22 protein-coding genes and 1 pseudogene are annotated in these 24,044 nt (G+C 57.2%); 15 read left to right on the top strand and 8 right to left on the bottom strand.

Features of this window, described 5'->3' with window-relative positions; all coding sequences use genetic code 11:
- Positions 1-126 precede the first annotated feature (126 nt).
- The 3 genes from FOY93_RS15025 to FOY93_RS15015 form a co-directional block, all read right to left on the bottom strand.
- Positions 127-822: a CidB/LrgB family autolysis modulator gene (locus FOY93_RS15025; RefSeq protein ID WP_111965322.1), complete on the bottom strand. Its 696-nt coding sequence runs from the start codon at positions 820-822 to the stop codon at positions 127-129.
- A complete protein-coding gene (locus FOY93_RS15020) occupies positions 819-1,214 on the bottom strand; it encodes a CidA/LrgA family protein (protein ID WP_111965323.1) in 396 nt (131 codons plus the stop codon). Before FOY93_RS15020 ends, FOY93_RS15025 begins: the two co-directional genes overlap by 4 nt.
- A 190-nt stretch (positions 1,215-1,404) precedes the next feature.
- Positions 1,405-2,109 carry a type 1 glutamine amidotransferase gene (locus tag FOY93_RS15015; RefSeq protein ID WP_133294813.1) on the bottom strand — a complete coding sequence of 235 codons (705 nt, stop codon included), beginning with the start codon at positions 2,107-2,109 and terminating at the stop codon, positions 1,405-1,407.
- A gap of 59 nt (positions 2,110-2,168) precedes the next feature.
- Here FOY93_RS15015 and FOY93_RS15010 point away from each other — a divergent pair, with 59 nt between their 5' ends.
- The 6 genes and pseudogenes from FOY93_RS15010 (at position 2,169) to FOY93_RS14985 (ending at position 9,985) form a co-directional block, all read left to right on the top strand.
- Positions 2,169-2,966: an AraC family transcriptional regulator gene (locus FOY93_RS15010; protein WP_133294812.1), complete on the top strand. Its 798-nt coding sequence runs from the start codon at positions 2,169-2,171 to the stop codon at positions 2,964-2,966.
- 41 nt (positions 2,967-3,007) lie between these two features.
- Complete coding sequence (gene dusC / locus FOY93_RS15005) at positions 3,008-3,940, top strand: tRNA dihydrouridine(16) synthase DusC (protein ID WP_133294811.1); 933 nt, start codon at positions 3,008-3,010, stop codon at positions 3,938-3,940.
- 358 nt (positions 3,941-4,298) lie between these two features.
- Positions 4,299-5,588, top strand: a complete 1,290-nt coding sequence (locus tag FOY93_RS15000; protein ID WP_232057397.1) for a carbohydrate porin — start codon at positions 4,299-4,301, stop codon at positions 5,586-5,588.
- 166 nt (positions 5,589-5,754) lie between these two features.
- Positions 5,755-6,588 (top strand): BglG family transcription antiterminator LicT, encoded by an 834-nt coding sequence (licT, locus tag FOY93_RS14995; protein WP_133294809.1) that lies wholly within the window; start codon positions 5,755-5,757, stop codon positions 6,586-6,588.
- A 29-nt stretch (positions 6,589-6,617) separates the two neighbouring features.
- Positions 6,618-8,578, top strand: a pseudogene (gene bglF, locus FOY93_RS14990) (PTS beta-glucoside transporter subunit IIABC); the annotation flags it as partial.
- 12 nt (positions 8,579-8,590) lie between these two features.
- Positions 8,591-9,985, top strand: a complete 1,395-nt coding sequence (locus tag FOY93_RS14985; protein ID WP_143345322.1) for a glycoside hydrolase family 1 protein — start codon at positions 8,591-8,593, stop codon at positions 9,983-9,985.
- A gap of 39 nt (positions 9,986-10,024) precedes the next feature.
- On the opposite strand, the gene yohP is transcribed toward FOY93_RS14985, so the two are convergent.
- Positions 10,025-10,108, bottom strand: coding sequence for a small membrane protein YohP (gene yohP / locus FOY93_RS24080; RefSeq protein WP_015572324.1), 84 nt, complete (start codon positions 10,106-10,108; stop codon positions 10,025-10,027).
- 203 nt (positions 10,109-10,311) lie between these two features.
- Between yohP and mdtQ the strand changes: the two genes are divergently transcribed.
- Positions 10,312-11,730: a multidrug resistance outer membrane protein MdtQ gene (mdtQ, locus tag FOY93_RS14975; RefSeq protein WP_143345321.1), complete on the top strand. Its 1,419-nt coding sequence runs from the start codon at positions 10,312-10,314 to the stop codon at positions 11,728-11,730.
- A gap of 50 nt (positions 11,731-11,780) precedes the next feature.
- A complete protein-coding gene (locus tag FOY93_RS14970; protein ID WP_143345320.1) occupies positions 11,781-12,545 on the top strand; it encodes an SDR family oxidoreductase in 765 nt (254 codons plus the stop codon).
- A 75-nt stretch (positions 12,546-12,620) separates the two neighbouring features.
- Here FOY93_RS14970 and FOY93_RS14965 read toward each other — a convergent pair whose 3' ends face one another.
- The gene (locus tag FOY93_RS14965) at positions 12,621-13,193 is read right to left on the bottom strand and encodes a DedA family protein (protein WP_111965976.1); all 573 of its coding nucleotides are present in this window, start codon (positions 13,191-13,193) and stop codon (positions 12,621-12,623) included.
- Between the two features lie 157 nt (positions 13,194-13,350).
- Here FOY93_RS14965 and FOY93_RS14960 point away from each other — a divergent pair, with 157 nt between their 5' ends.
- Both FOY93_RS14960 and pbpG read left to right on the top strand, forming a co-directional pair.
- Positions 13,351-13,938 (top strand): Yip1 family protein, encoded by a 588-nt coding sequence (locus tag FOY93_RS14960; protein WP_023312454.1) that lies wholly within the window; start codon positions 13,351-13,353, stop codon positions 13,936-13,938.
- A gap of 167 nt (positions 13,939-14,105) precedes the next feature.
- The gene (pbpG, locus tag FOY93_RS14955) at positions 14,106-15,029 is read left to right on the top strand and encodes a D-alanyl-D-alanine endopeptidase (RefSeq protein ID WP_111965977.1); all 924 of its coding nucleotides are present in this window, start codon (positions 14,106-14,108) and stop codon (positions 15,027-15,029) included.
- A gap of 96 nt (positions 15,030-15,125) precedes the next feature.
- Here the strand turns inward: pbpG and FOY93_RS14950 are convergent, their stop codons facing one another.
- Positions 15,126-15,680 (bottom strand): GNAT family N-acetyltransferase, encoded by a 555-nt coding sequence (locus tag FOY93_RS14950; protein WP_115875833.1) that lies wholly within the window; start codon positions 15,678-15,680, stop codon positions 15,126-15,128.
- A gap of 112 nt (positions 15,681-15,792) precedes the next feature.
- Positions 15,793-17,541 carry a D-lactate dehydrogenase gene (dld, locus tag FOY93_RS14945; RefSeq protein WP_143345319.1) on the bottom strand — a complete coding sequence of 583 codons (1,749 nt, stop codon included), beginning with the start codon at positions 17,539-17,541 and terminating at the stop codon, positions 15,793-15,795.
- Positions 17,542-17,730: 189 nt separating this feature from the next.
- Between dld and bglX the strand changes: the two genes are divergently transcribed.
- The 5 genes from bglX (at position 17,731) to FOY93_RS14920 (ending at position 23,927) form a co-directional block, all read left to right on the top strand.
- Positions 17,731-20,028, top strand: a complete 2,298-nt coding sequence (gene bglX, locus FOY93_RS14940; protein ID WP_021241491.1) for a beta-glucosidase BglX — start codon at positions 17,731-17,733, stop codon at positions 20,026-20,028.
- Positions 20,029-20,175: 147 nt separating this feature from the next.
- On the top strand, positions 20,176-21,093 hold the full coding sequence (gene osmF / locus FOY93_RS14935; protein WP_115875831.1) for a glycine betaine ABC transporter substrate-binding protein OsmF: 918 nt from the start codon (positions 20,176-20,178) through the stop codon (positions 21,091-21,093).
- Between the two features lie 12 nt (positions 21,094-21,105).
- A complete protein-coding gene (locus FOY93_RS14930) occupies positions 21,106-22,263 on the top strand; it encodes an ABC transporter permease (RefSeq protein ID WP_143345318.1) in 1,158 nt (385 codons plus the stop codon).
- Positions 22,256-23,206 (top strand): ABC transporter ATP-binding protein, encoded by a 951-nt coding sequence (locus FOY93_RS14925; protein ID WP_136195421.1) that lies wholly within the window; start codon positions 22,256-22,258, stop codon positions 23,204-23,206. The genes FOY93_RS14930 and FOY93_RS14925 overlap by 8 nt, the downstream gene beginning before the upstream one ends.
- Positions 23,190-23,927, top strand: a complete 738-nt coding sequence (locus FOY93_RS14920) for an ABC transporter permease (RefSeq protein WP_136195420.1) — start codon at positions 23,190-23,192, stop codon at positions 23,925-23,927. Before FOY93_RS14925 ends, FOY93_RS14920 begins: the two co-directional genes overlap by 17 nt.
- On the opposite strand, the gene FOY93_RS14915 is transcribed toward FOY93_RS14920, so the two are convergent.
- Positions 23,902-24,015, bottom strand: coding sequence for a protein YohO (locus FOY93_RS14915; protein ID WP_008500895.1), 114 nt, complete (start codon positions 24,013-24,015; stop codon positions 23,902-23,904). The two genes, FOY93_RS14920 and FOY93_RS14915, sit on opposite strands and share 26 nt — an antisense overlap.
- Between the last annotated feature and the right edge of the window lie 29 nt (positions 24,016-24,044).

Here is a 24,044-nt window from a genome sequence, read left to right as displayed (position 1 = left end):
GTTTGCCTCATAAAGGTTAATGGATCGGTAGTTTACGGAGCCGCCAGGGCTTTATATGTGATCCACTTCTCATTATGTATGCAACTTATGAAAGCAAAATGAAATTTGCGCGACGCATCGCAAATTTTAGCCCATCACCGCCAGAATCAGCGGGAAAATGAACGGGGCCAGCAGGGAGGTGATAATTCCGCAGATCACCAGCGCCAGCGAGCTAAACGCCCCTTCCTGATAATCCAGCTCCGCGCAGCGGGCAGTGCCCAGGGCGTGGGAAGCTGTCCCCATCGACAGACCTCGTGCCGCTTTAGTATGAATGCGCATACCGTTCAGCAGGCTGTGGCCAAACACCGCGCCGAGAATACCGACGAAAATAACGCACATTGCGCTAATTGCCGGAATACCGCCGAGGCTACCGCCAACCGCCATCGCGATAGGCGTGGTCACAGATTTAGGCAGAATAGAGGCGGCAATCTGCGGGGAGGCCCCCATCAACAGCGCCACCGACGTACCGGTGATCATCGCCACCAGGCTGCCGACAAAGCAGATGGTAATGATGGATTTCCAGCGGGCGCGGATCTGGTGCAGCTGCTCGTATAAAGGAAAGGCCAGCGCCACAACGGCGGGCTGCAGCAGGTCGTTTAAAATTTTGCTGCCGGCAAAGTAGCGTTCGTAAGGGATGCCGGTGAGCAGCAGGAACGGAATAATCACCACCATTGCCACCAGCAGCGGGTTCAGCAACGGCATTTTGAAACGCGCGGCAAGCTTACGTGCGGCGAAGAATACTGCGAGGGTGAGCGGCAGCGACCACCAGATATTGGCCATCATTTTTTTGTTTTCTCCCCAATCACGTTACGTTCGCCATGCACCAGATGCGAACTCCAGCTCACGACCAGGAAAACCACCAGCGTACTCACCGCGCAGGAGACAACAATCGGGCCGAACTGGGCCTTGAGCAAATCAAAATACTGCATGACCCCGACGCCGATAGGCACGAAAAGCAGCGCCATATAGCGAATGAGGACGAAGCAGCCGGGATTGACCCACTTTGCAGGCAGGATTTGCAGCGCTAGCAACACGAAGAGGATCAGCATGCCGATAATGCTGCCGGGAATGGTGATGGGCAGCAGTGACGCGATGAAAATCCCGGCATACAGGCAGGCGTAAATCAGGACGAATGCGCGCAGATATTGCCAGATAATGTTCAATGTTTTGCTCATGGTTATAGTCCTTGCTGAAACGCATTCATCATACAATTAAACCTAAAAATGTGCCACGGATCACATCATGAATTTTGAGCATACCAGACATTCCGGAATGGAACGTCCGGTATCATCTTACTGGTGCAGGCAATAGTTTAGAGGAAAGGAATTGCACTGGCGAAGTAACGCGCCAGAGAAGGCATCAGCGTCAGGCGGTCAGTTTATCGAGAAAAGAAAACAGCACCTGGTTCATTTCGCGATAATCATGCGAGCGGAGTTTTTCCGCCGTTTCGACAAAACGGAATTCACCCGCGCGGCGGAGGTCATTCTGCGAATGCTCAATCAGCAACTCTACAACCTCCGGCGTCAGCTCCATATGGCACTGAAAACCGTAAACCCGTTCGCCATATTCCACGATCTGACGGGGGCAGCCCTCGCTGTAAGCCAGCACTTTAGCCTGCGGCGTCAACCCTGGCATGTCGTTATGCCAGTGACCGACGTTCAATTCGTGGCCAAAATCCGCAAACAGCGGGTTCGCCTTGCCTGCATCGGTGAGCCTGACGGGAAATTTGCCGATCTCTTTTTCCGGGCTATGGCAAAACGCTGCCCCCAGCGCTTCGCCGATAAGCTGCGAGCCAAGACAAACGCCTATCACCGTTTTACCTGCCTCTATCGCGCGGCTGATGAGTGTCTTTTCCGCCTGTGCATCGAACCAGGGACATTCCTCAGGCGTGGTAGCGGGGGACTGCGGGCCTCCCATGATGATAAGCAGGTCCGTGGTCCCCAGCTCCTCGGGTAAAGGATCGCCCTGATAAACTCTGGTGTAGCTCAGAGTATGGCCGCGGCTTTTCCCCCAGATTTCATAGGCGCCCGGCGCTTCGAAATGTTCATGAATGATAAATTGAATGTGCATTGCGTCTCTCTTCGGTTACATGTACAAGCAGCATCATAAGTGGAAGGGAGGAATGTGAAATGCCAACCGTTATCGATAAAACGCCAATTCATGACGATGACATCGGATGGTCCAGAGGGGCTATTAGCTATACGCGCGGCGAAGTGGATCCGCCTCACCAGCATTCACAGGGACAGCTTTTGTTTGCCATCAAAGGGGTGATGCTGGTCGAAACCGGCAATAAGCGTTGGGTCATACCGCCGCAGCGCGCGCTGTGGATCCCTCCCTTTCAGGAGCATACCTACAGCGTGTTATCCGCAACGGAGCTCCGGGCGGTCTGGTTTAGCCCTGCTCTGATATCGCAATGCGGATCTTTTAAACGGAAAGAAGAGGTTTACGTCATTATGGCGACAGCGTTGTTCAAAGAGCTGATTGCCGGGCTGTTCAGTGCGGAATACCGGCCAGCCACTCAGCGCAGCATGGCCGTTTTGCTGCTCGATATTCTCAGTGAAGCTCAGCAAATCTCGGCCGAATTACCGATGCCCGTGGATGAGCGCTTACATCGCGTTGCCTGTGACATCATTGCCAACAATCTCTGGGATCTTTCTCTGGAAAGGCTGGCGGAACGGGCCGCGATGTCTGAGCGCACATTTTCACGCGCGTTTATCAAAGATACTGGCTTTAGCTTCCGGGCCTGGCGACAGCGCGCAAGGATTTGTGCCTCGCTGGACCTGCTCGCCAACGGATACCCGGTTAAGCAGGTGGCCTGGATGCTGGGGTTTTCAGGGCAGGCGGCATTTGCGGCGGCGTTTCGCGCCGTTGTCGGGGCAACGCCGGCTGACTTTCTCCCTGAACAGAAGCGCTTCCCAGCGATATAGAGAGCGGCTACTATAGCGCGTCTTTTTTCACAGGTACTGCTATGCGTGTTTTACTGGCCCCAATGGAAGGCGTGCTCGACTCCCTCGTGCGCGAGCTTCTGACCGAGGTGAACGACTACGATCTCTGCGTGACGGAATTTCTGCGCGTAGTCGATATGCTGTTGCCGGTAAAATCCTTCTACCGTCTGTGCCCCGAGCTGCACAACCAGAGCCGGACCTCTTCCGGCACGCTGGTGCGTATTCAGCTGCTCGGCCAGTATCCCGAATGGCTGGCGGAAAACGCCGCCCGCGCGGTTGAGCTGGGCTCTTACGGGGTGGATCTCAACTGCGGCTGTCCGTCGAAGCTGGTGAACGGCAGCGGCGGCGGAGCGACCTTGCTGAAAGATCCTGAGCTGATTTATCGCGGCGCGAAAGCCATGCGCGAGGCCGTGCCCGCGCATTTGCCGGTGACGGTTAAGGTGCGCCTGGGATGGGACAGCGACGCGCGGCAGTTTGAAATCGCCGATGCGGTGCAGCAGGCCGGAGCCACCGAGCTGGTGGTGCATGGCCGCACCAAAGAAGACGGCTACAAAGCCGAGCGCATAAACTGGCATGCGATCGGCGAGATCCGCAAACGCCTCTCTATTCCGGTGATCGCTAACGGCGAAATCTGGGACTACGAGAGCGCGCAGGCCTGTCTGCAGGCCACCGGCTGCGATGCGGTAATGATCGGTCGCGGCGCCCTGAACGTCCCTAACCTCAGCCGGGTGGTGAAATATAACGAACCGCGAATGCCGTGGGCAGACGTCGTCACGCTGCTGCAAAAATACAGCCGTCTGGAAAAGCAGGGCGATACCGGTTTGTATCACGTCGCGCGAATTAAGCAGTGGCTGAGTTATTTACGCAAAGAGTACGATGAAGCGCTGGGGTTATTTCAGGAGATTCGGACATTACAGACGTCGGCTGATATTGCCCGGGTAATTCAGTCGAAATAATAAGCGTTAAATTGCTCACACTTTTTTAAAACAGAAAACAGTTCAGGTTTTCAACGTGGCGCGACGGTGTTAAGGTGCCACTGTTTTCAACGCAGGATTGTTACTGGTTAACAGGCAAAACCTAAGCGTTTCACAGCATTTTCGCTGTGGAGCGCTTAGGTTTTTTTTTGCCTGTCGTTTACGCAGGAGAGACATTTGGCTTAGCGCTTTTTAATGATTTTAAAAAATGAATTATCGACAGGAAATAGAAAAATTTCCTGCGGCCGGTTACGCACTCAATACTCAATCACAGGTTGTTATCATGGCATATAAAAATAAACTCTATGCGCTCGCCTTATTGGCGATATCCCCGCTGTCGATGGCGCAAGACTGGAACGGTACGGTACTAGGTTTTGAGGCTCCACCGGCGCCGGTTCTCGGCAATATGCTCGGTGTGCGTAAAATTCTCAATGATAACGGCTTTACGTACAATCTCGGCTATTTGAATGAGATCGGCTGGAACGGCGGCGGTGGCTATAACCACGACTCCCACGTGGCCTATATTGACCAGTTCGCGCTGACCTTCAACCAGGACCTGGAGCGCTGGACCGGTATCCCGGACGCGCGTATCGAGGGAAACATCGTTAACCGCAACCACAATGACGATCTCACCACCAAACGCGTGCAGGACCCGCGCGTCAACTTCAACGATCTGACCCAGGAGAGCTGGGGCGGGCAGTCGATTACCCGTCTGGGCTGGCTGACCTTTGCCCGCAGCTTTGACAACCGGCGTCTGACCTGGCGCATAGGGATGATGAACAAGGTGCAAACCTTCGATCAAATTATCCCCTGTGATTTCCAGCTGCTGTCCCAGTGCGGCGGAAAGTCCGCCAACTCGCTGACCTGGAACAACTGGAACGTGCACACCTGGGGCACCACGCTTGCCTATAAACTCACGCCGACGCTGACCTTAAAAGGCGGCGTGATGGAGCAGAATCCGCAGGCCGCCAGCCGCAGCCATGCGTGGAGCTGGTCGACGAAGGGCAGCAAAGGGATCTTACTGCCGGTTGAAATCGAAGCGCGTCCGCTGATTAACGGCCTGCCGGGCGCGTACAACCTGGGCGTGGTGTTTACCAACGCGCCGCAAACCGATCTCTATCGCGGCAAATCGGGTGGGGCGGGGGCGACGGACCCGGACGGATTCGATACGCACAGCCGAACCTGGTTTATGTACGCCGGACTGAACCAGCAGCTAACGCAGCATCAGGACGAGCCGAATCGCGGGTTGAGTACCTCGTTCAGCATGAGCCTTGCGGATCAGAGCAGTAACTACATGCACCAGGTATACGCCGCCTCGCTGCGCTACCGCGGGCTGTTTGATGCGCGACCGGAAGATTGGATTGGCTTTGGCTTAACCTGGATTGATATGAGCAGCCAGTACGCCCGCAACCAGCGTTACCTGAACAGCCTGAGCGGCGTAAGCGATTATGACAATCCGGCGTATCACCCGGTGCCGGGCCATTCCCTGAACGGTGAGTTTTACTACCGTTTTCGTCCGGCGTCATGGCTCGAGCTGCAGCCGGGCATTCAGTACTGGCATCATCCCGGCGGGGTCAGCCGCACCCAGGATGCCTGGGTCACCGAGCTGAAAACGGTGGTGACCTTCTGATATCACCGTAGCAAGTTCGATCCGCGTCACGTTTCTGACGCGTGACGCATTGAGGCTACGAATGAAACTGATAGAGTGCCAGAACTGGATTGTTACTGCTTAGGCAGGCAAAACCTGATTTTCTGGCATCTGCCGGAGGTCAGGTTTTTTTGTTTCTGGGGTTCCGATGAAAATCGCCAAGATACTCAATAATAACGTGGTGGTTGTTCAGGATGAGCGCGGGCGTGAACAGGTGGTGATGGGCCGTGGGCTGGCCTTTCAGAAGCGCGTCGGTGAAGCGCTGGATACCGCGTTGGTTGAAAAGGTGTTTGCATTACAAAGCGATGAACTGGTGCGTCGGCTCGGAGAGCTGCTGAGTCAAATTCCGCTGGAGGTGATGACCACCTGCGATCGCATCATCGGGCTGGCGACGCAGCGGCTGGGCAAGCTGCAGGAGAGCTTGTATATCACCCTCACCGATCACTGCTACTTTGCTATTGAGCGGCAGAAGAACGGGCTGGCCATCAAAAACGTGCTGCTGTGGGATATTAAACGGCTGTATCCGAAGGAGTTCGAGTTAGGGCAGGAGGCGCGGGCCATTATCGCCACACGCCTGAACGTCGAACTGGAGGAGGATGAGGCCGGTTTTATCGCCCTGCATCTGGTCACCGCGCAGCTGAACAGCGAAATGCCGGAGGTGATGCACGTGACGCGGGTGATGCAGGAGATCCTCCAGCTGGTGAAGTATCAGCTGCAGCTTGAGTATGACGAAGAGTCGCTCAGCTATCAGCGTTTTGTCACCCACCTGAAGTTTTTTGCCCAGCGGATGCTCACCCGCACCGTGGTAGAAGATGACGATGTCTCGCTGCATACGGCAGTAAAAGACAACTACGCGAAAGCGTGGAAATGCGCCGAGAAAATCGCCCAGCACCTGAACAAAAGCTATCAGCGTGAGCTGACAACCGAAGAAATTATGTTCCTCGCCATTCATATCGAGCGGGTGAGAAAAGAGGGGCGTTAAGCCTCAAACAGGATTGTTACTGCACTTCGCAGGCAAAACCTGAGCGCGGCCTTCGTCAGAAGGCCGTTCTCGGGTTTTTTTATTTTTTGTACTCAGTCAACAGGTGCCTGCGGGCATCGGATGTAAGGAAATCGAGATGGAATACCAGGCTTTAGCGAAGGATATTCTCGGCCACGTTGGCGGAAAAGAGAACATCGTCAGTCTTGCGCACTGTGCAACCCGGCTTCGCTTCAAACTGAAAGACAATCAACGGGCGGATGCGGAAGGGCTCAAGAAAAATCCGGGCGTGATCATGGTGGTCGAAAGCGGCGGCCAGTTTCAGGTGGTGATTGGCAACCACGTTCACGACGTCTGGCAGGCTGTCCGTAATGAAGCAGGCCTTACGGATGACGCCCCTGTTGTGGAAGAGAAGGGTGAAAAGGGGAACCTGCTGGGCCGCCTGATCGACATCGTCTCCGGGATCTTCACCCCGTTTATCGGCATTCTGGCCGCGTCCGGTATTCTGAAAGGGCTGCTGGCGCTGGCCGTGGTATGCGGCTGGCTCACGACCGGGAGCGGCACGTATAAAATCTGGTTTGCCGCCAGCGACGCGCTGTTCTTCTTCTTCCCGATGGTGCTGGGCTATACCGCCGGGAAAAAGTTCGGCGGCAACCCGTTTATTACCATGGTGATCGGTGGGGCGCTCACCCATCCGGTAATGATTGCGGCGTTTAACGCCAGCCAGCAGCCGGGCGCGGTGTCGGACGCCTTTTTGGGCATCCCTGTCACCTGGTTCAACTATAGCTCGTCGGTGATCCCGATTATTCTCGCCGCGTGGGTGAGCTGCTGGCTTGAAAAACAGAGCACCAGGCTGCTGCCTTCCTCGATGAAAAACTTCTTCGCGCCGCTGATCTGTCTGGGCGTAACCGTGCCGCTGACTTTCCTCGTTATCGGGCCGCTGGCGACCTGGCTGAGCCAGCTGCTGGCGAACGGCTATCAGAGTATTTACGTTCTGGCGCCGTGGCTGGCGGGTGCGGCGATGGGCGCGCTATGGCAGGTCTGCGTTATTTTTGGCCTGCACTGGGGGCTGGTGCCGCTGATGATTAACAACCTGGCGGTGCTGGGGCATGACTCCATGCTGCCCATGCTCTTGCCCGCGGTGTTTGGTCAGGTGGGGGCGGCGCTGGGCATTTTCCTGCGCACCCGCGATGCGCGTCAGAAAATGCTGGCCGGTTCATCCGTGACGGCAGGTATTTTCGGTATCACCGAACCCGCAGTGTATGGCGTAAACCTGCCGATGCGCCGTCCGTTTATTTTTGGCTGCGTGGCGGGGGCTATCGGCGGGGCGATTGTCGGCTTCAGCGACACCCACGTTTACTCTTTCGGCTTCGCCAATATCTTTACTGTCGCCCAGATGATCCCGCCTGGCGGCGTGGACGCCACGCTGTGGGGCGGCATTATCGGCACCGCGGTGGCGCTGGTGCTGAGCTGCGGCCTGACGCTGGCGGCGGGTATGCCAGCACGCTCAGCGCCCGAGGCGGTTGCGCCAGCGGGCGAAAACGATGTGCTGGCACCGATGACCGGCACCGTTCTGGCGCTCGACCAGGTGCCGGATACCACCTTTGCCAGCGGCCTGCTGGGCAGCGGTGCCGCGATTATTCCCTCCGATAACAAAGTGGTTGCCCCGTTTGCCGGCGTGGTGGCCTCTCTTTTCCAGACCAAACACGCCATTGGCCTGCTTAGCAACAGCGGGATTGAAGTGTTAATCCACGTGGGTATCGACACCGTGAAGCTCGACGGCAGGCCGTTTACCGCCCACGTGAAGGTGGGTGACAAAGTGCAGCCCGGCGATCTGCTGCTGGAGTTTGACCGACAGGCGATCATCGATGCCGGATACGACCTGGCGACCCCGATTATTATCAGTAACAGCGATGAGTATCGCGACGTGGTGACCGTGGCGGCAACGTCCGTCAGTGCCGGTGCGCCGTTACTCAGCGTAAGCCATCAATAACAGGAGAACGTGATGAAAACTTTCCCGGACGATTTTTTATGGGGCGGCGCGGTTGCCGCGAATCAGGTAGAGGGCGCGTATCTGGAAGGGGGAAAAGGGCTGTCCACCTCAGACGTTCAGCCGCGCGGTGTCTTTGGCCCGGTGGTTGAGCGCGTGGCGGGTGACAGCGGCATCAAGGATGTTGCCATCGACTTCTATCATCGCTATCCGGAAGACATCAAACTGTTCGCTGAGATGGGCTTTAGCTGCCTGCGCGTCTCCATTGCCTGGACCCGCATTTTTCCGAACGGCGATGAGCAGCAGCCTAACGAGGCGGGGCTGGCGTTTTACGACCGGCTGTTTGACGAGCTTGCTGCGCACAACATTACCCCGCTGGTGACGCTGTCGCATTACGAAATGCCGTGGGGGCTGGTGAAGCAGTACGGCGGGTGGGGCAGCCGCCAGACTATCGGCTTCTTTGAACGCTATGCCCGTACCGTGTTCGCGCGCTACAAAGTGAAGGTGAAGATCTGGCTTACCTTTAACGAGATCAATATGTCTCTGCACGCGCCGATGACCGGCGTGGGCCTGCCGGAAACCAGCAGCAAAGGTGAAGTGTATCAGGCAATCCACCACCAGCTGGTTGCCAGCGCGCTGGCGGTGAAGGCCTGCCACGAGATCGTTCCTGATGCCAGAATCGGCAACATGCTGCTGGGCGGCCTGATGTATCCGCTGACCTGCAAGCCGGAAGATGTTCTGAAGACGCTGCAGGAAAACCGCACCTGGCAGTTCTTTGGCGACGTGCAGTGCCGCGGCGCCTACCCCAGGTATATGCAGCGCTTCTTCCGCGACAGCGGTATTCAGCTTGAGGTCACGGACGCCGACCGCGAGGCGCTGAAATCGACCGTCGATTTTATCTCCTTCAGCTACTACATGACGGGCTGCGTTACCGCGGATGAAGCTCTCAACCAGCAGGCGCGCGGCAACATCCTGAGCATGGTGCCAAACCCGCATCTGGCAAGTTCCGAATGGGGCTGGCAGATTGACCCCATCGGCCTGCGTACCCTGTTAAACGTGCTCTGGGATCGCTATCAGAAGCCGTTGTTTATCGTGGAAAATGGCCTCGGGGCGAAGGATAAACCGGATGCGGACGGCGTGGTGCAGGATGACTATCGCATCAGCTACCTTAACGACCATCTGGTACAGGTGCGTGAGGCAATTGATGACGGCGTTGAGGTGATGGGATATACCAGCTGGGGGCCAATCGATCTGGTGAGCGCGTCTAAAGCTGAACTCTCTAAGCGCTACGGCTTTATTTACGTCGATCGCGATGACAGCGGAAAAGGCACGCTGGCGCGCAGCCGCAAAAAGAGCTTCTACTGGTATAAAGAGGTTATTGCTACGAAAGGTGCTTCGCTGAAAGCCTGATATCGAGGACGTTGCCCGGCGATGCGCCGGGCAAAGGAATCAGAAAATCATCTTGAATACACCGGTAACCACTAAGAGACCTATCAGAAATATAATCAAAATAACCCACAGTAATATTTTCATTCCCTTCTCCCGCTCATGTATGTCCTGAATAAGTGTAGCAGCGTATTTATGGTTGGCATGAATGTATTAAATTTAATCATTATTTTTAGGAATAAATTTCCGTGTATTAAGATGTATGACAATTTGCGGATTGCCACGCGTTACTAAAAAAATGAACGACACTGAGCGTAACGTGCGCCTTTATTTTTTGAGTTTATGGCGTCATGAAACGTTCTCTTATTTTTTCTCTGAGTGCTCCCTTCGTTTTTATTCTGGCAGCCTGTGCGCCTGAACATGCCACGGTATCTCCCATTAAAACGCAAACCGCTGCGGCGTCGGTGAATGCGCAGCTTCGTCATACCGACTGGCCGAAAAATGAGTGGTGGAAAGAGTATAACAATCCCGAACTTAACGGCCTTATTGCGAAAGCATTAAGCGATGCGCCGGATATGCAGATTGCCCGTCAGCGCATTACGCTTGCCGAAGCCCAGGCCAAAGCCGTAATGGCAGCCGACGGTCCGCAGATTAATTTTTCCGCCGATGCGGAACGTCAGAAAATGTCCTCCGAAGGGCTGATGGGACCGTTTGCCTTTACCGACCCGGCTGCAGGCACCACCGGGCCGTGGTATACCAACGGCACCTTTGGCCTGACCGCAGGCTGGGATCTCGATCTTTGGGGAAAAAATCGCGCCCGGGTCGAGGCCCGGATTGGCAAAGTGAATGCGCAAAAAGCGGAACTGGAGCAGACGCGTCAGCTGCTGGCCAGCAGCGTGGCGCGGCTCTACTGGGAGTGGCAAACGCAGGCCGCCGTGGGGGAGGTTCTCGCCCAGATCAAACATGAGCAGGACAATATTATCGGGGCCGATCGCGAGCTGTATCAACACGGCATCACCTCCTCCGTGGAGGGCGTTGAAACGGATATCAACGCCAACAAAACCGAAGCGCAGCTGGCAGAAGTCAACGGGAAGATGAAAGCCGTTGAGGCGCGCCTGGTCGCGCTGACGAACGCCTCTTCCGTGACGCTGACGCGGCACGCCTTGCCGACGGTGGAAGCCTCGTTACCGTCGACGCTCGGCTATGAACTGCTGGCACGTCGTCCGGATCTTCAGGAGGCGCACTGGTATATCGAAGCCTCTATGAGCGAAGTGGAGGCTGCCCGAGCGGCTTTCTACCCTGACGTGAACCTGATGGCATTCTTGCAGCAGGATGCCCTGCACCTGAGCGATCTGTTCCGCTCTTCCGCGCAGCAGATGGGCATGACCGCCGGGCTGACGCTGCCGATTTTCGACAGCGGCAGGCTGAACGCCAGCCTGGATATCGCTCAGGCGCAGAATAATCTCTCGGTGGCGAACTACAACAAAGCGGTGGTCGAAGCCGTCAATCAGGTGGCACGTACGGCCAGTGAAGTCGAAACGCTGACGGCGAAGAACAGCCACCAGCAGCAGGTTGAAAAAGATGCGGCACGTGTTGTGGCACTTGCCCAGGCGCGTTTCAGCGCGGGGATCGTTGCGGGCTCTCGGGTTAGTGAAGCCAGAATACCGGCCCTCAAAGAACACCTCGAAGGATTACTGTTAAAGGGGCAGTATGTCGACGCCACGCTGCAGCTGACCTCGGCGCTGGGCGGTGGCTATCATCATGGCTAAAAAAGGTCATTATCTATACTTACCTCTTTGCAGTTTTTCAGGAGGTGAGTATGACCAGAGTAGCTATTGTGACCGCATCGGATTCCGGGATCGGTAAAACCACGGCGCTGATGCTTGCAGAGCGCGGGTTTGATATTGGCGTCACCTGGCATTCGGATGAAAAAGGGGCGCTGGAAACCTGCCGCGAAGTTGAAGCGCAGGGGCAGCGCGCAGAGGCTATCCATCTTGACTTAAGCACACTGCCGCAAGGCGCAGAGGCTATTGAAACGCTGATTGCGCGTTTTGGCCGGCTGGACGTGCTGGTCAATAATGCGGGTGCGATGACCAAAGCGCCGTTCCTTGAAATGCCGTTTGACGACTGGCGGAATATTTTCACCGTCGACGTGGACGGCGCGTTTCTCTGTTCACAAATTGCCGCCCGGCAGATGGTGAAGCAGGGGGAAGGGGGGCGGATTGTGAACATTACCTCGGTGCATGAGCACACGCCGCTGCCGGAGGCGAGCGCCTACACGGCGGCAAAACACGCGCTCGGCGGGTTAACCAAATCCATGGCGATGGAACTGGTTAAGCACAATATTCTGGTGAATGCCGTCGCGCCGGGTGCCATTGCCACGCCGATGAATGACATGGACGACAGCGAAGTGAAGGCAGACTCAATGCCGGAAATCCCGCTGGCAAGACCGGGCCACACCAAAGAGATTGCCAGCTTGGTGGCGTGGCTTTGCGACAGCGACGCCAGCTATACCACAGGGCAATCGTTTATCGTCGACGGGGGCTTTATGCTGGCGAACCCGCAGTTTAAGCCGGAGGGGTAGTAACCTTTCTCCCTCTCCCTCTCCCTCTCCCTCTCCCTTGAGGGAGAGGGCTGGGGTGAGGGGAGGAGACCGCACTCACTCCTCATCCCGCGTCTTTTCCCGGTGCTTCAGCCACAGTCGAACCCCAACCACCGCCACAACCACCAGAATCAACCACGCCCAGTGCTTCAGGTGCTGGTCGAGATTATGCAGCCATGGCGCAATCACTTCGCCCCCTGCGTAACCGAGCGTCGTAAAGATCAGCGCCCAGGCAACCGCGCCCACAATATTGAGTGGCAGAAAAATTTTTGGCGGCAGATGACTGGCACCAATCAGTATCGGCCCGATAATGCGAAAGCCATACATAAAGCGCGTGCCAATGACGAACAGATAGGGATGACGTTGAATCAGCCGCTGAGCGCGGCGGATTTTCTTTTGATGCTTTGCGAAGCGTTTAAGCAGCGTTGGCCCAAAGCGCAGCCCCAGAAAGTAGAGCAGCTGATCGCCAATCATTCCACCCAGCGCGACCGCGGCAACGACCAGCGGGAACTTCAGTAATCCCTGATGTGCGGCGACGCCCCCTAACAGCGTGATGGTTTCACCTTCTGCTACGCTGCCGATGACCAGCGCGGCATATCCATATTGTTCAATGAGTGCGTTAATATCCATTACGTAAATGTTATCTCCCTCAGCGTACCTCGTTTAATCATATACCCCATGAATCAACAGCGGGGAAATCAACGGAAATTTCCCACTGTACATAAAATAATCTAAAGCCTGCATTATACTTAAGGTATCGCTGACGGGCCGACAACAAGGGGGCGCTATGAACCATGTCTGGGGACTTTTCTCCCATCCCGATCGTGAAATGCATGTCATTAAAAGTGAGAACGAAACGGTCTCGCATCATTACACGCACCATGTGCTGCTGATGGCTGCGGTGCCGGTAATATGCGCCTTTATCGGAACAACACAAATCGGCTGGAACTTCGGTGACGGCACCGTAGTTCAGCTTTCCTGGTTTACCGGGCTTTATCTGGCCATCGTTTTTTATGGCCTGATGCTGGCGGGTGTGGCGGTTATGGGGCGCGTCATACACTGGATGGCGCGTAACTATCCGCAGCGTCCATCGCTGGCGCACTGTATGGTCTTTGCCGGGTATGTCGCGACCCCGCTGTTCTTAAGCGGTATTGTTGCGCTCTATCCACTGGTCTGGCTGTGCGCGCTGATCGGTACCATTGCCCTCTTTTACACCGGGTATCTGCTGTATCTTGGGGTTCCAACCTTCCTGAATATCAATAAAGAAGAAGGCCTGAGTTTTTCCAGTTCAACACTCGCCATTGGGGTGCTGGTGCTGGAGGCGCTACTGGCGCTGACGGTTATTCTTTGGGGTTACGGATACCGTCTCTTCTGAGTTCACTGCATTGCTGGCGTAAATGCCAGCAATGCAGCATCTGTTCACGATTATCCGCTGGCGACAACGCCCGGTGACCGCTATGATGCCGAAGCCAGCCTGTGTTTATCCGTTGATACAGGCGGTGTACGTCATGACGTGCGTGAATAATTATCAGAAGTCTCACCATGCAGAAATTCCGAGTCTCTTTACTTAGCCTGGCGCTGCTGCTGGGCGCGTCCGCTGCCGTGCCGGCCGTCGCCAAAACGCCCGCGGTGAGCGCCGCCGCTGCTCAACCGCAAATTGCGTCCGGCAGCGCGATGATTGTCGATCTCAACACCAATAAGGTGATCTATGCCAGCCATCCGGACCTGGTGCGCCCGATCGCCTCAATTACCAAATTAATGACCGCGATGGTGGTGCTTGATGCACATCTGCCGCTGGACGAAAAGCTAAAAGTAGATATCAGCCACACGCCGGAGATGAAAGGGATCTACTCTCGCGTGCGGCTGAATAGTGAAATCAGCCGTAAAAATATGCTGCTGCTGGCGCTAATGTCGTCTGAAAACCGCGCGGCGGCGAGCCTGGCGCACCACTATCCGGGCGGCTACGACGCTTTTATCCGCGCGATGAACGCGAAAGCCAAAGCGCTGGGGATGAACAATACGCACTACGTTGAACCGACGGGGCTGTCGATCAACAACGTCTCCACGGCGCGCGATCTGACGAAACTGCTGATTGCCAGCAAACAGTATCCGCTGATTGGTCAGCTCAGTACCACCCGTGAAGAGATGGCGACCTTTGCGAACCCGGCCTATACGCTGCCGTTCCGCAACACTAACCATCTGGTTTACCGCGATAACTGGAATATTCAGCTAACGAAAACCGGCTTTACCAACGCGGCAGGGCACTGTCTGGTGATGCGCACCGTGTTTAACGGTAAGCCGGTGGCGCTGGTGGTGATGGATGCCTTCGGCAAATATACCCACTTCGCGGACGCGAGCCGCCTGCGCACCTGGATTGAAACCGGAAAAGTGCAGCCTGTACCGGCCGCGGCATTGACGTATAAAAAGCAGAAAGCCGAGCAGATGGCGACGGCGCAGAACGATTAGGTAAAAGCAAAACGGTAACGCATGTTACCGTTTTTTATGTTTTCTCCCTCTCCCTGTGGGAGAGGGCCGGGGTGAGGGCACCAGACCGCACTGCGTTTATTCCGGCAGCGTCCAGTCACCATCGTTGAGCGGGCGCTGCATAATCACCGTATCCCGCCAGTCGCCTTTCTTATACCCCACGCTGCGCAGCTGACCGACAATCTCGAAGCCGTGCTTTTTATGCAGCCGCAACGAGCCGGCATTATTATTGCCATCTCCCACCACGGCAATCATCTGCCGCCACGGCCCTTGCTCGCAGCGTTCAATCAACGCATCCATCAGTGCCGAGCCAAAACCGCGCCCGGTAATGCTGGCATCAACGTATATCGACTCTTCCAGGGTATAACGGTAGGCGTGCCGTGGACGGTAAGGCGTGGCGTAGCAGTAGCCCACCACGATGCCGCGATACAGCGCGATAAGCCACGGTAAACCGTGCTCAGCCACGCTTTTCATACGATGGCGCATTTCGTCGATGGTGGGGGGGACTTCTTCAAACGACGCGCGCCCGTGAAGCACATGCCAGGCATAGATCGCGGCAATAGCATGCACATCATCGGGAAGGGCGTCGCGCACTTCCAGTTCGGTCTCGGATAAAACATCAACAGCCGACATGATGTGCCTGCTCCTCGTTATAGAAAGCCGGAGAAACGTTTCTCCGGCGATAAGCAGTTACTCTATTACGATTAAGGAGCGCTTAACAATCTCTCAAATTTGGCTGTAGGAATTAATCAGACGTTTGCGTTATGCGCTGCTCCGCGTCTGCGCTCTCTTTCCAGTATTTCTTCCGCGTTGTTTTACCAATGCCGGGATTCATGCTGTTTGTAGGGTCATTCTCGCGATAAAACTGCTTAAGTGCGTCAGGGGCTTCATAAAGATGTCCGACGTTATGTTCCGCAGGATATTGTGCGCCGCGTTCACGCAGAAGGGCGAGCATCTGCTCCTTCAGTTCGTGTGCGTCGACCCCTTTTTTGACAATGTAATCCTGATGGAAGACATAACACATAAAGTGGCCGTAATAGAGCTTGTGCACCAGCTTGCTGTCGATTTCCGGCGGGAGATGCTCGAACCAGTCGGTGTCGTTACGTCGCAGGGCGATATCCAGCGCCAGAATATCTTCCACTTCTTCGGAATGCACCGCCTGGTAACGGATGGCTGCGCCTGCGGCGGCAAAACGGTGCAGGAAGGCTTTGCTGCCCTCTTCAGGCGTACAGGCAAAGAAATCCCCTTCGGCGGTTTTGAAGTATTCGGTCAGCCAGGACTGCGCTTCGGCAATCCCGTCCCCGGCCATTTTCAGCAGCAGGTGATGTTCATACTTGTCGCGCCAGGTTTTCATTCTCTCCGGTAAATGCGCCGGGAAAACGTTGCCCAGCTTCTGCATAAAGCGGTCGGTGAAGTGGGGTTTAAACAGCGACACTTTCTCCAGCATCGCATCGGTGCGGCCCTTCATGGTGAAGAAGAACGGCATTTTGTCGGTGCCGAGCTTGTCGATCATCAGGAAGGTATCTTTGCCGTAACGTTCGGCGATGTCGTAAATGTCCCGGTGCATGTACTCGCCCGCCACCGGAAGATTGCTGAATTCGCCCAGAATATGACGGCGGATTTCCGTCAGAACCTCAGGCTGATTGGTACCGATGTAAAATACCTGCTGCTTTTTCTCTGCCGGGAAGGTATCCAGACGCACAGCAAAAACGGCAAGCTTCCCGGCGCACCCGGAGGATTCAAACAGGCGGTCCGGGTCGGCGTTGTAGCGCGCCGGCGTATCGGCGTCGATATCCCGTACGCGGGTCACGTAGTCGTGATCGTGCGCATGACGACCGTCGTGCTGCACGTCTTCGTCCTTCACGCGATCGTCGTCAAGCTTGCTGAGGATCTGTTCTGGCGTCACGCCGAGATCGATTCCCAGATGGTTCACCAGCGTCAGCTTGCCGTTTTCGTCAATACGGGCAAACAGCGACATCTCGGTATACGCCGGGCCGCGCTGCACCAGCGAGCCGCCGGAGTTATTGCAGATCCCGCCGACCACCGAGGCGCCAATGCAGGAGGAGCCAATCACCGAGTGCGGTTCGCGGCCCAGCGGCTTAAGCGCTTTTTCGAGGGAGTAAAGCGTGGTGCCGGGGAACGCGAGCACCTGCTCGCCCTTATCCAGCAGGTGGAGCTTGTCGAGACGCAGGGTACTGATAATCACGATGTCACGATCGTAATCGTTGCCGTTCGGCGTGGAACCTTCGGTCAGGCCGGTGTTGGCCGCCTGCATTAAAATAATCTTGTCGGTCGCGACGCAGGCGCTCAGCACGCGCCACAGTTCCAGCAGCGTGCCGGGGAAAACCACCGCCAGCGCCTCGCCCTGACCGGAGCGGAAGCCCTTGCGGTAGCGGGCGGTTTTAGCCGGGTCGGTAAGCAGGTGAGAGGAGCCAACCAGGCGCGACAGTTCGTTAATAAATGCTTTGTTATCGTCAGTTCGAACAGAAGACATCTTCCACTCCTTGTGGTGGGGCAAATTTCTCGCTGTAAAGCATAGCGCGATTAACTGTTAAGCGGTCGAGTATTCACGAGAAAAATCAGAGAATAACCCTGCAACGTTCAGAGGGTTTGTGGCACACTGCGCTTTTCGCACGGTATGGCCGAGATCGTCCGGCGGTTATTGATGAGAGAGTAAAACGACATGAAATGGCTATGTTCTGTAGGTGTCGCCGTCAGCCTGGCGCTGCAACCTGCGCTGGCAGAGGATTTGTTTGGCAATCACCCGCTCACGCCTGAAGCGCGGGATGCGTTTGTCACGGAATTGCTCAAGAAAATGACGGTCGATGAGAAAATCGGCCAGCTGCGTCTGATCAGCGTCGGCCCGGATAACCCGAAAGAGGCCATCCGCGAGATGATCAAAGACGGGCAGGTAGGGGCCATCTTTAATACCGTCACCCGCCAGGATATCCGCAAGATGCAGGATCAGGTGATGGATCTCAGCCGCCTGAAGATTCCGCTGTTCTTCGCCTATGACGTTGTGCACGGCCAGCGTACCGTCTTCCCGATTAGCCTCGGCTTAGCGTCTTCCTTTAACCTCGACGCGGTGAAAACCGTCGGGCGCGTGTCGGCGTATGAAGCGGCGGACGACGGCCTGAACATGACCTGGGCGCCCATGGTGGACGTCTCGCGCGATCCGCGCTGGGGCCGCGGCTCGGAAGGCTTTGGTGAAGATACGTACTTAACCTCCACGATGGGTAAAACCATGGTGGAAGCGATGCAGGGTAAAAGCCCGGCGGACCGCTACTCGGTGATGACCAGTGTCAAACACTTTGCGGCCTATGGCGCGGTTGAAGGCGGGAAAGAGTACAACACCGTCGACATGAGCCCGCAGCGCCTGTTCAACGACTACATGCCGCCGTACAAGGCAGGGCTTGATGCGGGCAGCGGCGCGGTGATGGTAGCGTTGAACTCGCTGAACGGCACGCCTGCGACGTCCGATTCCTGGCTGCTGAAAGACGTGCTGCGCGACCAGTGGGGCTTTAAGGGCATCACCGTATCCGACCACGGCGCGATTAAAGAGCTGATCAAACACGGCACCGCCTCCGATCCGGAAGACGCGGTGCGCGTCGCGCTCAAGTCCGGCATCAACATGAGCATGAGCGACGAGTACTACAGCAAATACCTGCCGGGGCTGGTGAAGAGCGGGAAGGTGACGATGGCGGAGCTGGACGATGCCACGCGCCACGTGCTGAACGTGAAATACGACATGGGGCTGTTTAACGATCCCTACAGCCATCTGGGCCCGAAAGACTCTGACCCGGCAGATACCAACGCTGAAAGCCGCCTGCACCGCAAAGAGGCGCGTGATGTCGCGCGCGAAAGCCTGGTGCTGCTGAAGAACCGCCTCGACACGCTGCCGCTGAAAAAATCCGGCACCATTGCCGTGGTGGGCCCGCTGGCCGACAGCAAGCGCGACGTGATGGGCAGCTGGTCTGCCGCGGGCGTGGCTGACCAGTCCGTGACCGTGCTGACCGGTATCAAGAGTGCCGTCGGTGAAAACGCCAAAGTGGTTTACGCCAAAGGGGCGAACGTCACCAACGATAAAGATATCGTGACCTTCCTCAACCAGTACGAGGAAGCGGTGAAGGTCGATCCGCGCACGCCGAAGGAGATGATTGACGAGGCGGTGAACGCCGCGAAGCAGTCTGACGTCGTGGTCGCGGTCGTGGGGGAAGCGCAGGGTATGGCGCACGAAGCCTCCAGCCGTACCGATATCACGATTCCACAGAGCCAGCGCGATCTGATCGCTGCTCTGAAAGCGACCGGCAAGCCGCTGGTGCTGGTGCTGATGAACGGTCGCCCGCTGGCGCTGGTGAAAGAAGACCAGCAGGCTGACGCCATTCTGGAAACGTGGTTCGCCGGTACCGAAGGCGGTAACGCCATCGCCGACGTGCTGTTTGGTGATTACAACCCGTCGGGCAAGCTGCCGATGTCCTTCCCGCGCTCCGTCGGGCAGATCCCGGTTTACTACAGCCACCTGAACACCGGTCGTCCGTACAATGCCGACAAGCCGAACAAGTACACGTCTCGTTACTTCGACGAAGCTAACGGCCCGCTGTATCCGTTTGGTTACGGCCTGAGCTACACCACCTTCAAGGTCTCTGACGTGAAAATGTCGGCGCCGACCCTGAAGCGTGACGGCAACGTTACCGCCAGCGTCGAGGTAACCAACACCGGCAAGCGCGAAGGGGCTACGGTGATTCAGATGTACGTGCAGGATGTTACCGCGTCGATGAGCCGTCCGGTGAAGCAGCTGCGCGGCTTCGAGAAGGTCAACCTCAAGCCAGGGGAAACCAAAACCATCAGCTTCCCGATCGACGTGGATGCGCTGAAGTTCTGGAACCAGCAGATGAAATATGATGCGGAACCAGGCAAATTTAACGTCTTTATCGGCGTGGACTCCGCCCGCGTGAATAAAGGCGAGTTCGAGCTGCTGTAACCTTTCCCTCCTTTGCCTCCCCCCCCCCTGCGGGGGAGGCGTCTTACCTTATGCTAAAAAGGCATTTTGACGGTTAATTCCGCCGTTTTAAGCTACGCTTTTCTCTCAAGCCTCTGAAAAAGGCAGCAAAAAAATGAGGATAGCGGAATGACGATTGCAAAGGGGATGTTGGGATCTGCGGTGTTACTGGCGGCGCTGAGCCTGCCGTTACAGGCGGCGGAGCCGGTAAAAGTGGGCTCAAAGATCGATACCGAAGGCGCGCTGCTCGGCAATATTATTTTGCAGGTGCTGGAAAGTCACGGCGTGAAAACGGTCAATAAAGTCCAGCTCGGCACCACGCCCGTCGTGCGCGGCGCGATTACATCCGGCGAGCTGGATATCTACCCGGAATACACCGGCAACGGCGCATTCTTCTTCAAAGATGAAAACGATCCGGCATGGAAAAACGCCAAAGCCGGGTATGAGAAAGTCAAAAAACTCGACGCGGAACAGAACAAGCTGGTCTGGCTGACCCCGGCACCGGCCAACAACACCTGGACTATCGCCGTGCGCAAGGACGTGGCGGAGAAAGGGAAGCTGACTTCTCTGGCGGATCTCAGCCGCTACCTGAAAGAGAAGGGCGACTTTAAGCTGGCTGCGTCCGCGGAGTTTATCGAGCGTCCTGACGCGCTTCCGGCGTTCGAAAAAGCCTACGACTTCAAGCTCGACCAGGCTCAGCTGCTCTCGCTGGCGGGCGGGGATACGGCGGTAACCATCAAAGCGGCGGCGCAGCAAACCTCCGGCGTTAACGCGGCAATGGCCTACGGCACCGACGGCCCGGTGGCGGCGCTCGGCCTGCAAACCCTGACCGATCCTAAAGGCGTACAGCCGATTTACGCTCCGACCCCGGTCGTGCGTGAGGCGGTACTGAAAGCCTATCCGGAGATTGCCGAATGGCTCAAACCGGTTTTCGAAAAGCTTGATGAAAAAACGCTGCAGCAGCTGAATGCCAGCATTGCCGTCGAGGGGCTGGATGCCAAAAAAGTGGCCGCCGACTTCCTGAAACAACAAGGGCTTGTGAAGTAACGGGAAAGGGCTGTGCCAATAAAATGTCATAACCGCGTCCTGCTGCTGCTGGCCTGCGTGGCCATCGCGGCGGTCGCGTTACCGTTTGTCAACGTTGCCCCAAACCGCCTGATGTCGGGGGAGGGCAAAGCGCTCTGGCAGGTCTGGTCGTTTACGCCGGGGTGGCTGGCGGCGTCGCTGGGCGCGTGGGTGATCCTGTCGATCTGGCAGGGACGCCCGGCGCAGTGGCTGACGCTGCTCCTCTCTGAAGTGCTCTTCATCGTGCTGTTCTGGAGCGCCGGACTGGCGGCGACGCATATGGCATCGGCGGAAAGTCCGCTGGCGAGAACCACTATCGGCAGCGGCCTGTGGCTGTGGCTGGCGCTGTGTCTGCTGGCCTGCAGCGATGCCATTCGTCGACTCATCGCCAGCGCGGTCTGGCGCTGGATGCTCAATGCGCAGATATGGTGTATTCCATTGTTCCTGCTGTTCAGCGGTGAGCTGAACAACCTCTCGCTGTTAAAAGAGTACGCCAACCGTCAGGAGGTGTTTGATGATGCCCTCGCGCAGCACCTGACGATCCTCTTCGGTACGCTCGTTCCGGCGCTTCTGGTTGGGATCCCCCTTGGCATGTGGTGCTATCGCCATCCTTCACGCCAGGGTGGGGTTTTTGCCGTGCTCAACGTTATCCAGACCATTCCATCCGTTGCGCTGTTTGGCCTGCTGATTGCCCCGCTGGCGGGGCTGGTGAAGTCATTCCCGGTGCTCGGAACGCTCGGTGTCGCCGGGACGGGGTTAACGCCCGCGCTTATCGCGCTGGTGCTGTATGCGCTGCTTCCGCTGGTGCGCGGCGTGGTGGCGGGCTTAGGTCAGGTCGCACCTGACGTGCTGGAAAGCGCCCATGCGATGGGAATGAGCGCGCGGCAGTGTTTCTGGAAGATTCAGCTCCCGCTGGCGCTGCCCCTGCTGCTGCGCAGCCTGCGTGTGGTGGCGGTTCAAACCGTCGGCATGGCGGTGATTGCGGCGCTGATTGGCGCGGGTGGCTTTGGCGCACTGGTGTTCCAGGGGCTGCTGAGCAGCGCTCTGGATCTGGTGCTATTGGGCGTGGTGCCCACGATTGCGCTGGCGGTGGTCGTCGACGCATTGTTTGCCTTATGGCTCGCGCTGCTCGGGAGAAGAGCCAATGATTGAATTTCATGATGTCAGTAAAACCTTTGCCGGTCGCCCGGCGGCGAGCCATCTGAACCTGAACTTTGCCGAGGGGGCGTTCTCCGTGCTGATTGGCACCTCGGGCTCGGGAAAATCCACCACGCTGAAGATGATCAACCGTCTGGTTGAGCATGACAGCGGGCTGATTCGCTTTGCCGGAGAAGAGATCCGCAGCCTGCCGGTGCTGGAGCTGCGCCGTCGGATGGGCTATGCCATTCAGTCTATCGGCCTGTTTCCGCACTGGACGGTGGCGCAGAACATCGCCACCGTGCTGCAGCTGGAAAAATGGTCGCGGGCAAAAATCGCTGACCGGGTGGATGAACTGATGTCCCTGCTGGGGTTAGAGCCCGCGCTGCGCGATCGCTATCCGCACCAGCTTTCCGGCGGGCAGCAGCAGCGCGTGGGCGTGGCGCGCGCGCTGGCGGCCAACCCGCAGGTACTGCTAATGGATGAACCCTTCGGCGCGCTGGACCCGGTCACGCGCGGGGCGCTGCAGGCGGAGATGACCCGCATTCACCGCATTCTCGGACGCACGATCGTTCTCGTGACGCACGATATTGATGAAGCCCTGCGCCTGGCCGACCATCTGGTGCTGATGGATCATGGCGAAGTGGTGCAGCAGGGCTCGCCGCTTGAGCTGTTAACCTGGCCGAAGAACGACTTTGTGCGCGAGTTTTTTGGCCGCAGCGAGCTGGGCGTCAGGCTGCTCTCCCTGCGGACGGTCAGCGACTATATGCGACGGGAAGAGGTGCCGGTGAGCGGCGAACCGCTACAGGCGCAGATGAGCCTGCGGGATGCCCTCTCCGCGTTTGTCGCGCGACAGTGCGAGGTATTGCCCGTCTCGGATGACCGGGGGGCGCCGTGCGGAACCTTACATTTTCGCGATCTGCTGGCCGGGGAGGTGACGCGTGAAGGCTCTGCGTGATCCGCTCCTCTGGCTGGTAGCGCTCTTTATCGCCTTGCTGTTTCTGATGCCCCACAGCGCGGCGCTGTTTAACAGCCTTTTTCCCGGGCTGCCGCGGCCGGTGTATCAGCAGGAGAGCTTTATTAATCTCGCCCTGGCGCATCTCTGGCTGGTTGCGCTCTCAAGCGCTGTCGCGATCGTGCTGGGCGTGGGGGCGGGCATCGCGGTCACGCGGCCTGCGGGTCGGGAGTTTCGCCCGCTGGTGGAGGCGATTGCGGCCATTGGACAGACGTTTCCCCCCGTGGCGGTGCTGGCGATAGCGGTTCCGGTGATGGGCTTTGGTCAGCAGCCCGCCATCATTGCGCTGATTCTATACGGCGTATTGCCGGTGCTGCAGGGCACGCTGGCGGGCCTCGCGGCGGTACCGGCGGCAGTGCTGAGCGTGGCAGAAGGGATGGGGATGAGTCGCGGCCAGCGGCTGCGCAAGGTTGAACTGCCGCTTGCGGCGCCGGTTATTATTGCCGGGATCCGCACGTCGGTCATCGTTAACATCGGGACGGCGACCATTGCGTCGACGGTCGGTGCCAATACGCTGGGAACGCCGATCATTATCGGCCTGAGCGGGTTTAATACGGCTTATATTGTGCAGGGTGCGGTGCTGGTCGCGCTGGCGGCCATCGTCGTCGATCGCCTTTTTGAGCGGCTGGCGCTGTACCTCAGCCGACACCGCCGCGAACAATAAACGAGTACCCTGCCAGCATTACGCCGCCGATACCGCTCACGGCCATCAGGACAAAAAGGGTAATAATGGCCAGTTTGGTTGCCTTCATCATGTGCTCCTGTTGTTAACGGAACAATT

The sequence above is a fragment of the Enterobacter sp. 18A13 genome, assembly GCF_007035975.1.
Taxonomy (GTDB): Bacteria; Pseudomonadota; Gammaproteobacteria; order Enterobacterales; family Enterobacteriaceae; genus Enterobacter; species Enterobacter vonholyi.
Note: the sequence above shows the minus strand (reverse complement) of the source record. Positions and strands in the feature narration are given on the sequence as shown.

Excerpts from the sequence above, each read along its gene's own strand:
- yohP (WP_015572324.1), bottom strand. The coding sequence starts at position 10,108 with ATGAAAATATTACTGTGGGTTATTTTGATTATATTTCTGATAGGTCTC.
- FOY93_RS15015 (WP_133294813.1), bottom strand. The coding sequence starts at position 2,109 with ATGCACATTCAATTTATCATTCATGAACATTTCGAAGCGCCGGGCGCC.
- FOY93_RS14985 (WP_143345322.1), top strand. The coding sequence starts at position 8,591 with ATGAAAACTTTCCCGGACGATTTTTTATGGGGCGGCGCGGTTGCCGCG.
- FOY93_RS15000 (WP_232057397.1), top strand. The coding sequence starts at position 4,299 with ATGGCGCAAGACTGGAACGGTACGGTACTAGGTTTTGAGGCTCCACCG.
- FOY93_RS14915 (WP_008500895.1), bottom strand. The coding sequence starts at position 24,015 with ATGAAGGCAACCAAACTGGCCATTATTACCCTTTTTGTCCTGATGGCC.
- FOY93_RS14965 (WP_111965976.1), bottom strand. The coding sequence starts at position 13,193 with ATGGATATTAACGCACTCATTGAACAATATGGATATGCCGCGCTGGTC.
- FOY93_RS14960 (WP_023312454.1), top strand. The coding sequence starts at position 13,351 with ATGAACCATGTCTGGGGACTTTTCTCCCATCCCGATCGTGAAATGCAT.
- dusC (WP_133294811.1), top strand. The coding sequence starts at position 3,008 with ATGCGTGTTTTACTGGCCCCAATGGAAGGCGTGCTCGACTCCCTCGTG.
- licT (WP_133294809.1), top strand. The coding sequence starts at position 5,755 with ATGAAAATCGCCAAGATACTCAATAATAACGTGGTGGTTGTTCAGGAT.
- FOY93_RS15010 (WP_133294812.1), top strand. The coding sequence starts at position 2,169 with ATGCCAACCGTTATCGATAAAACGCCAATTCATGACGATGACATCGGA.
- osmF (WP_115875831.1), top strand. The coding sequence starts at position 20,176 with ATGACGATTGCAAAGGGGATGTTGGGATCTGCGGTGTTACTGGCGGCG.
- bglX (WP_021241491.1), top strand. The coding sequence starts at position 17,731 with ATGAAATGGCTATGTTCTGTAGGTGTCGCCGTCAGCCTGGCGCTGCAA.
- FOY93_RS15025 (WP_111965322.1), bottom strand. The coding sequence starts at position 822 with ATGATGGCCAATATCTGGTGGTCGCTGCCGCTCACCCTCGCAGTATTC.
- FOY93_RS14970 (WP_143345320.1), top strand. The coding sequence starts at position 11,781 with ATGACCAGAGTAGCTATTGTGACCGCATCGGATTCCGGGATCGGTAAA.
- dld (WP_143345319.1), bottom strand. The coding sequence starts at position 17,541 with ATGTCTTCTGTTCGAACTGACGATAACAAAGCATTTATTAACGAACTG.
- mdtQ (WP_143345321.1), top strand. The coding sequence starts at position 10,312 with ATGAAACGTTCTCTTATTTTTTCTCTGAGTGCTCCCTTCGTTTTTATT.
- FOY93_RS15020 (WP_111965323.1), bottom strand. The coding sequence starts at position 1,214 with ATGAGCAAAACATTGAACATTATCTGGCAATATCTGCGCGCATTCGTC.
- FOY93_RS14950 (WP_115875833.1), bottom strand. The coding sequence starts at position 15,680 with ATGTCGGCTGTTGATGTTTTATCCGAGACCGAACTGGAAGTGCGCGAC.
- pbpG (WP_111965977.1), top strand. The coding sequence starts at position 14,106 with ATGCAGAAATTCCGAGTCTCTTTACTTAGCCTGGCGCTGCTGCTGGGC.
- FOY93_RS14925 (WP_136195421.1), top strand. The coding sequence starts at position 22,256 with ATGATTGAATTTCATGATGTCAGTAAAACCTTTGCCGGTCGCCCGGCG.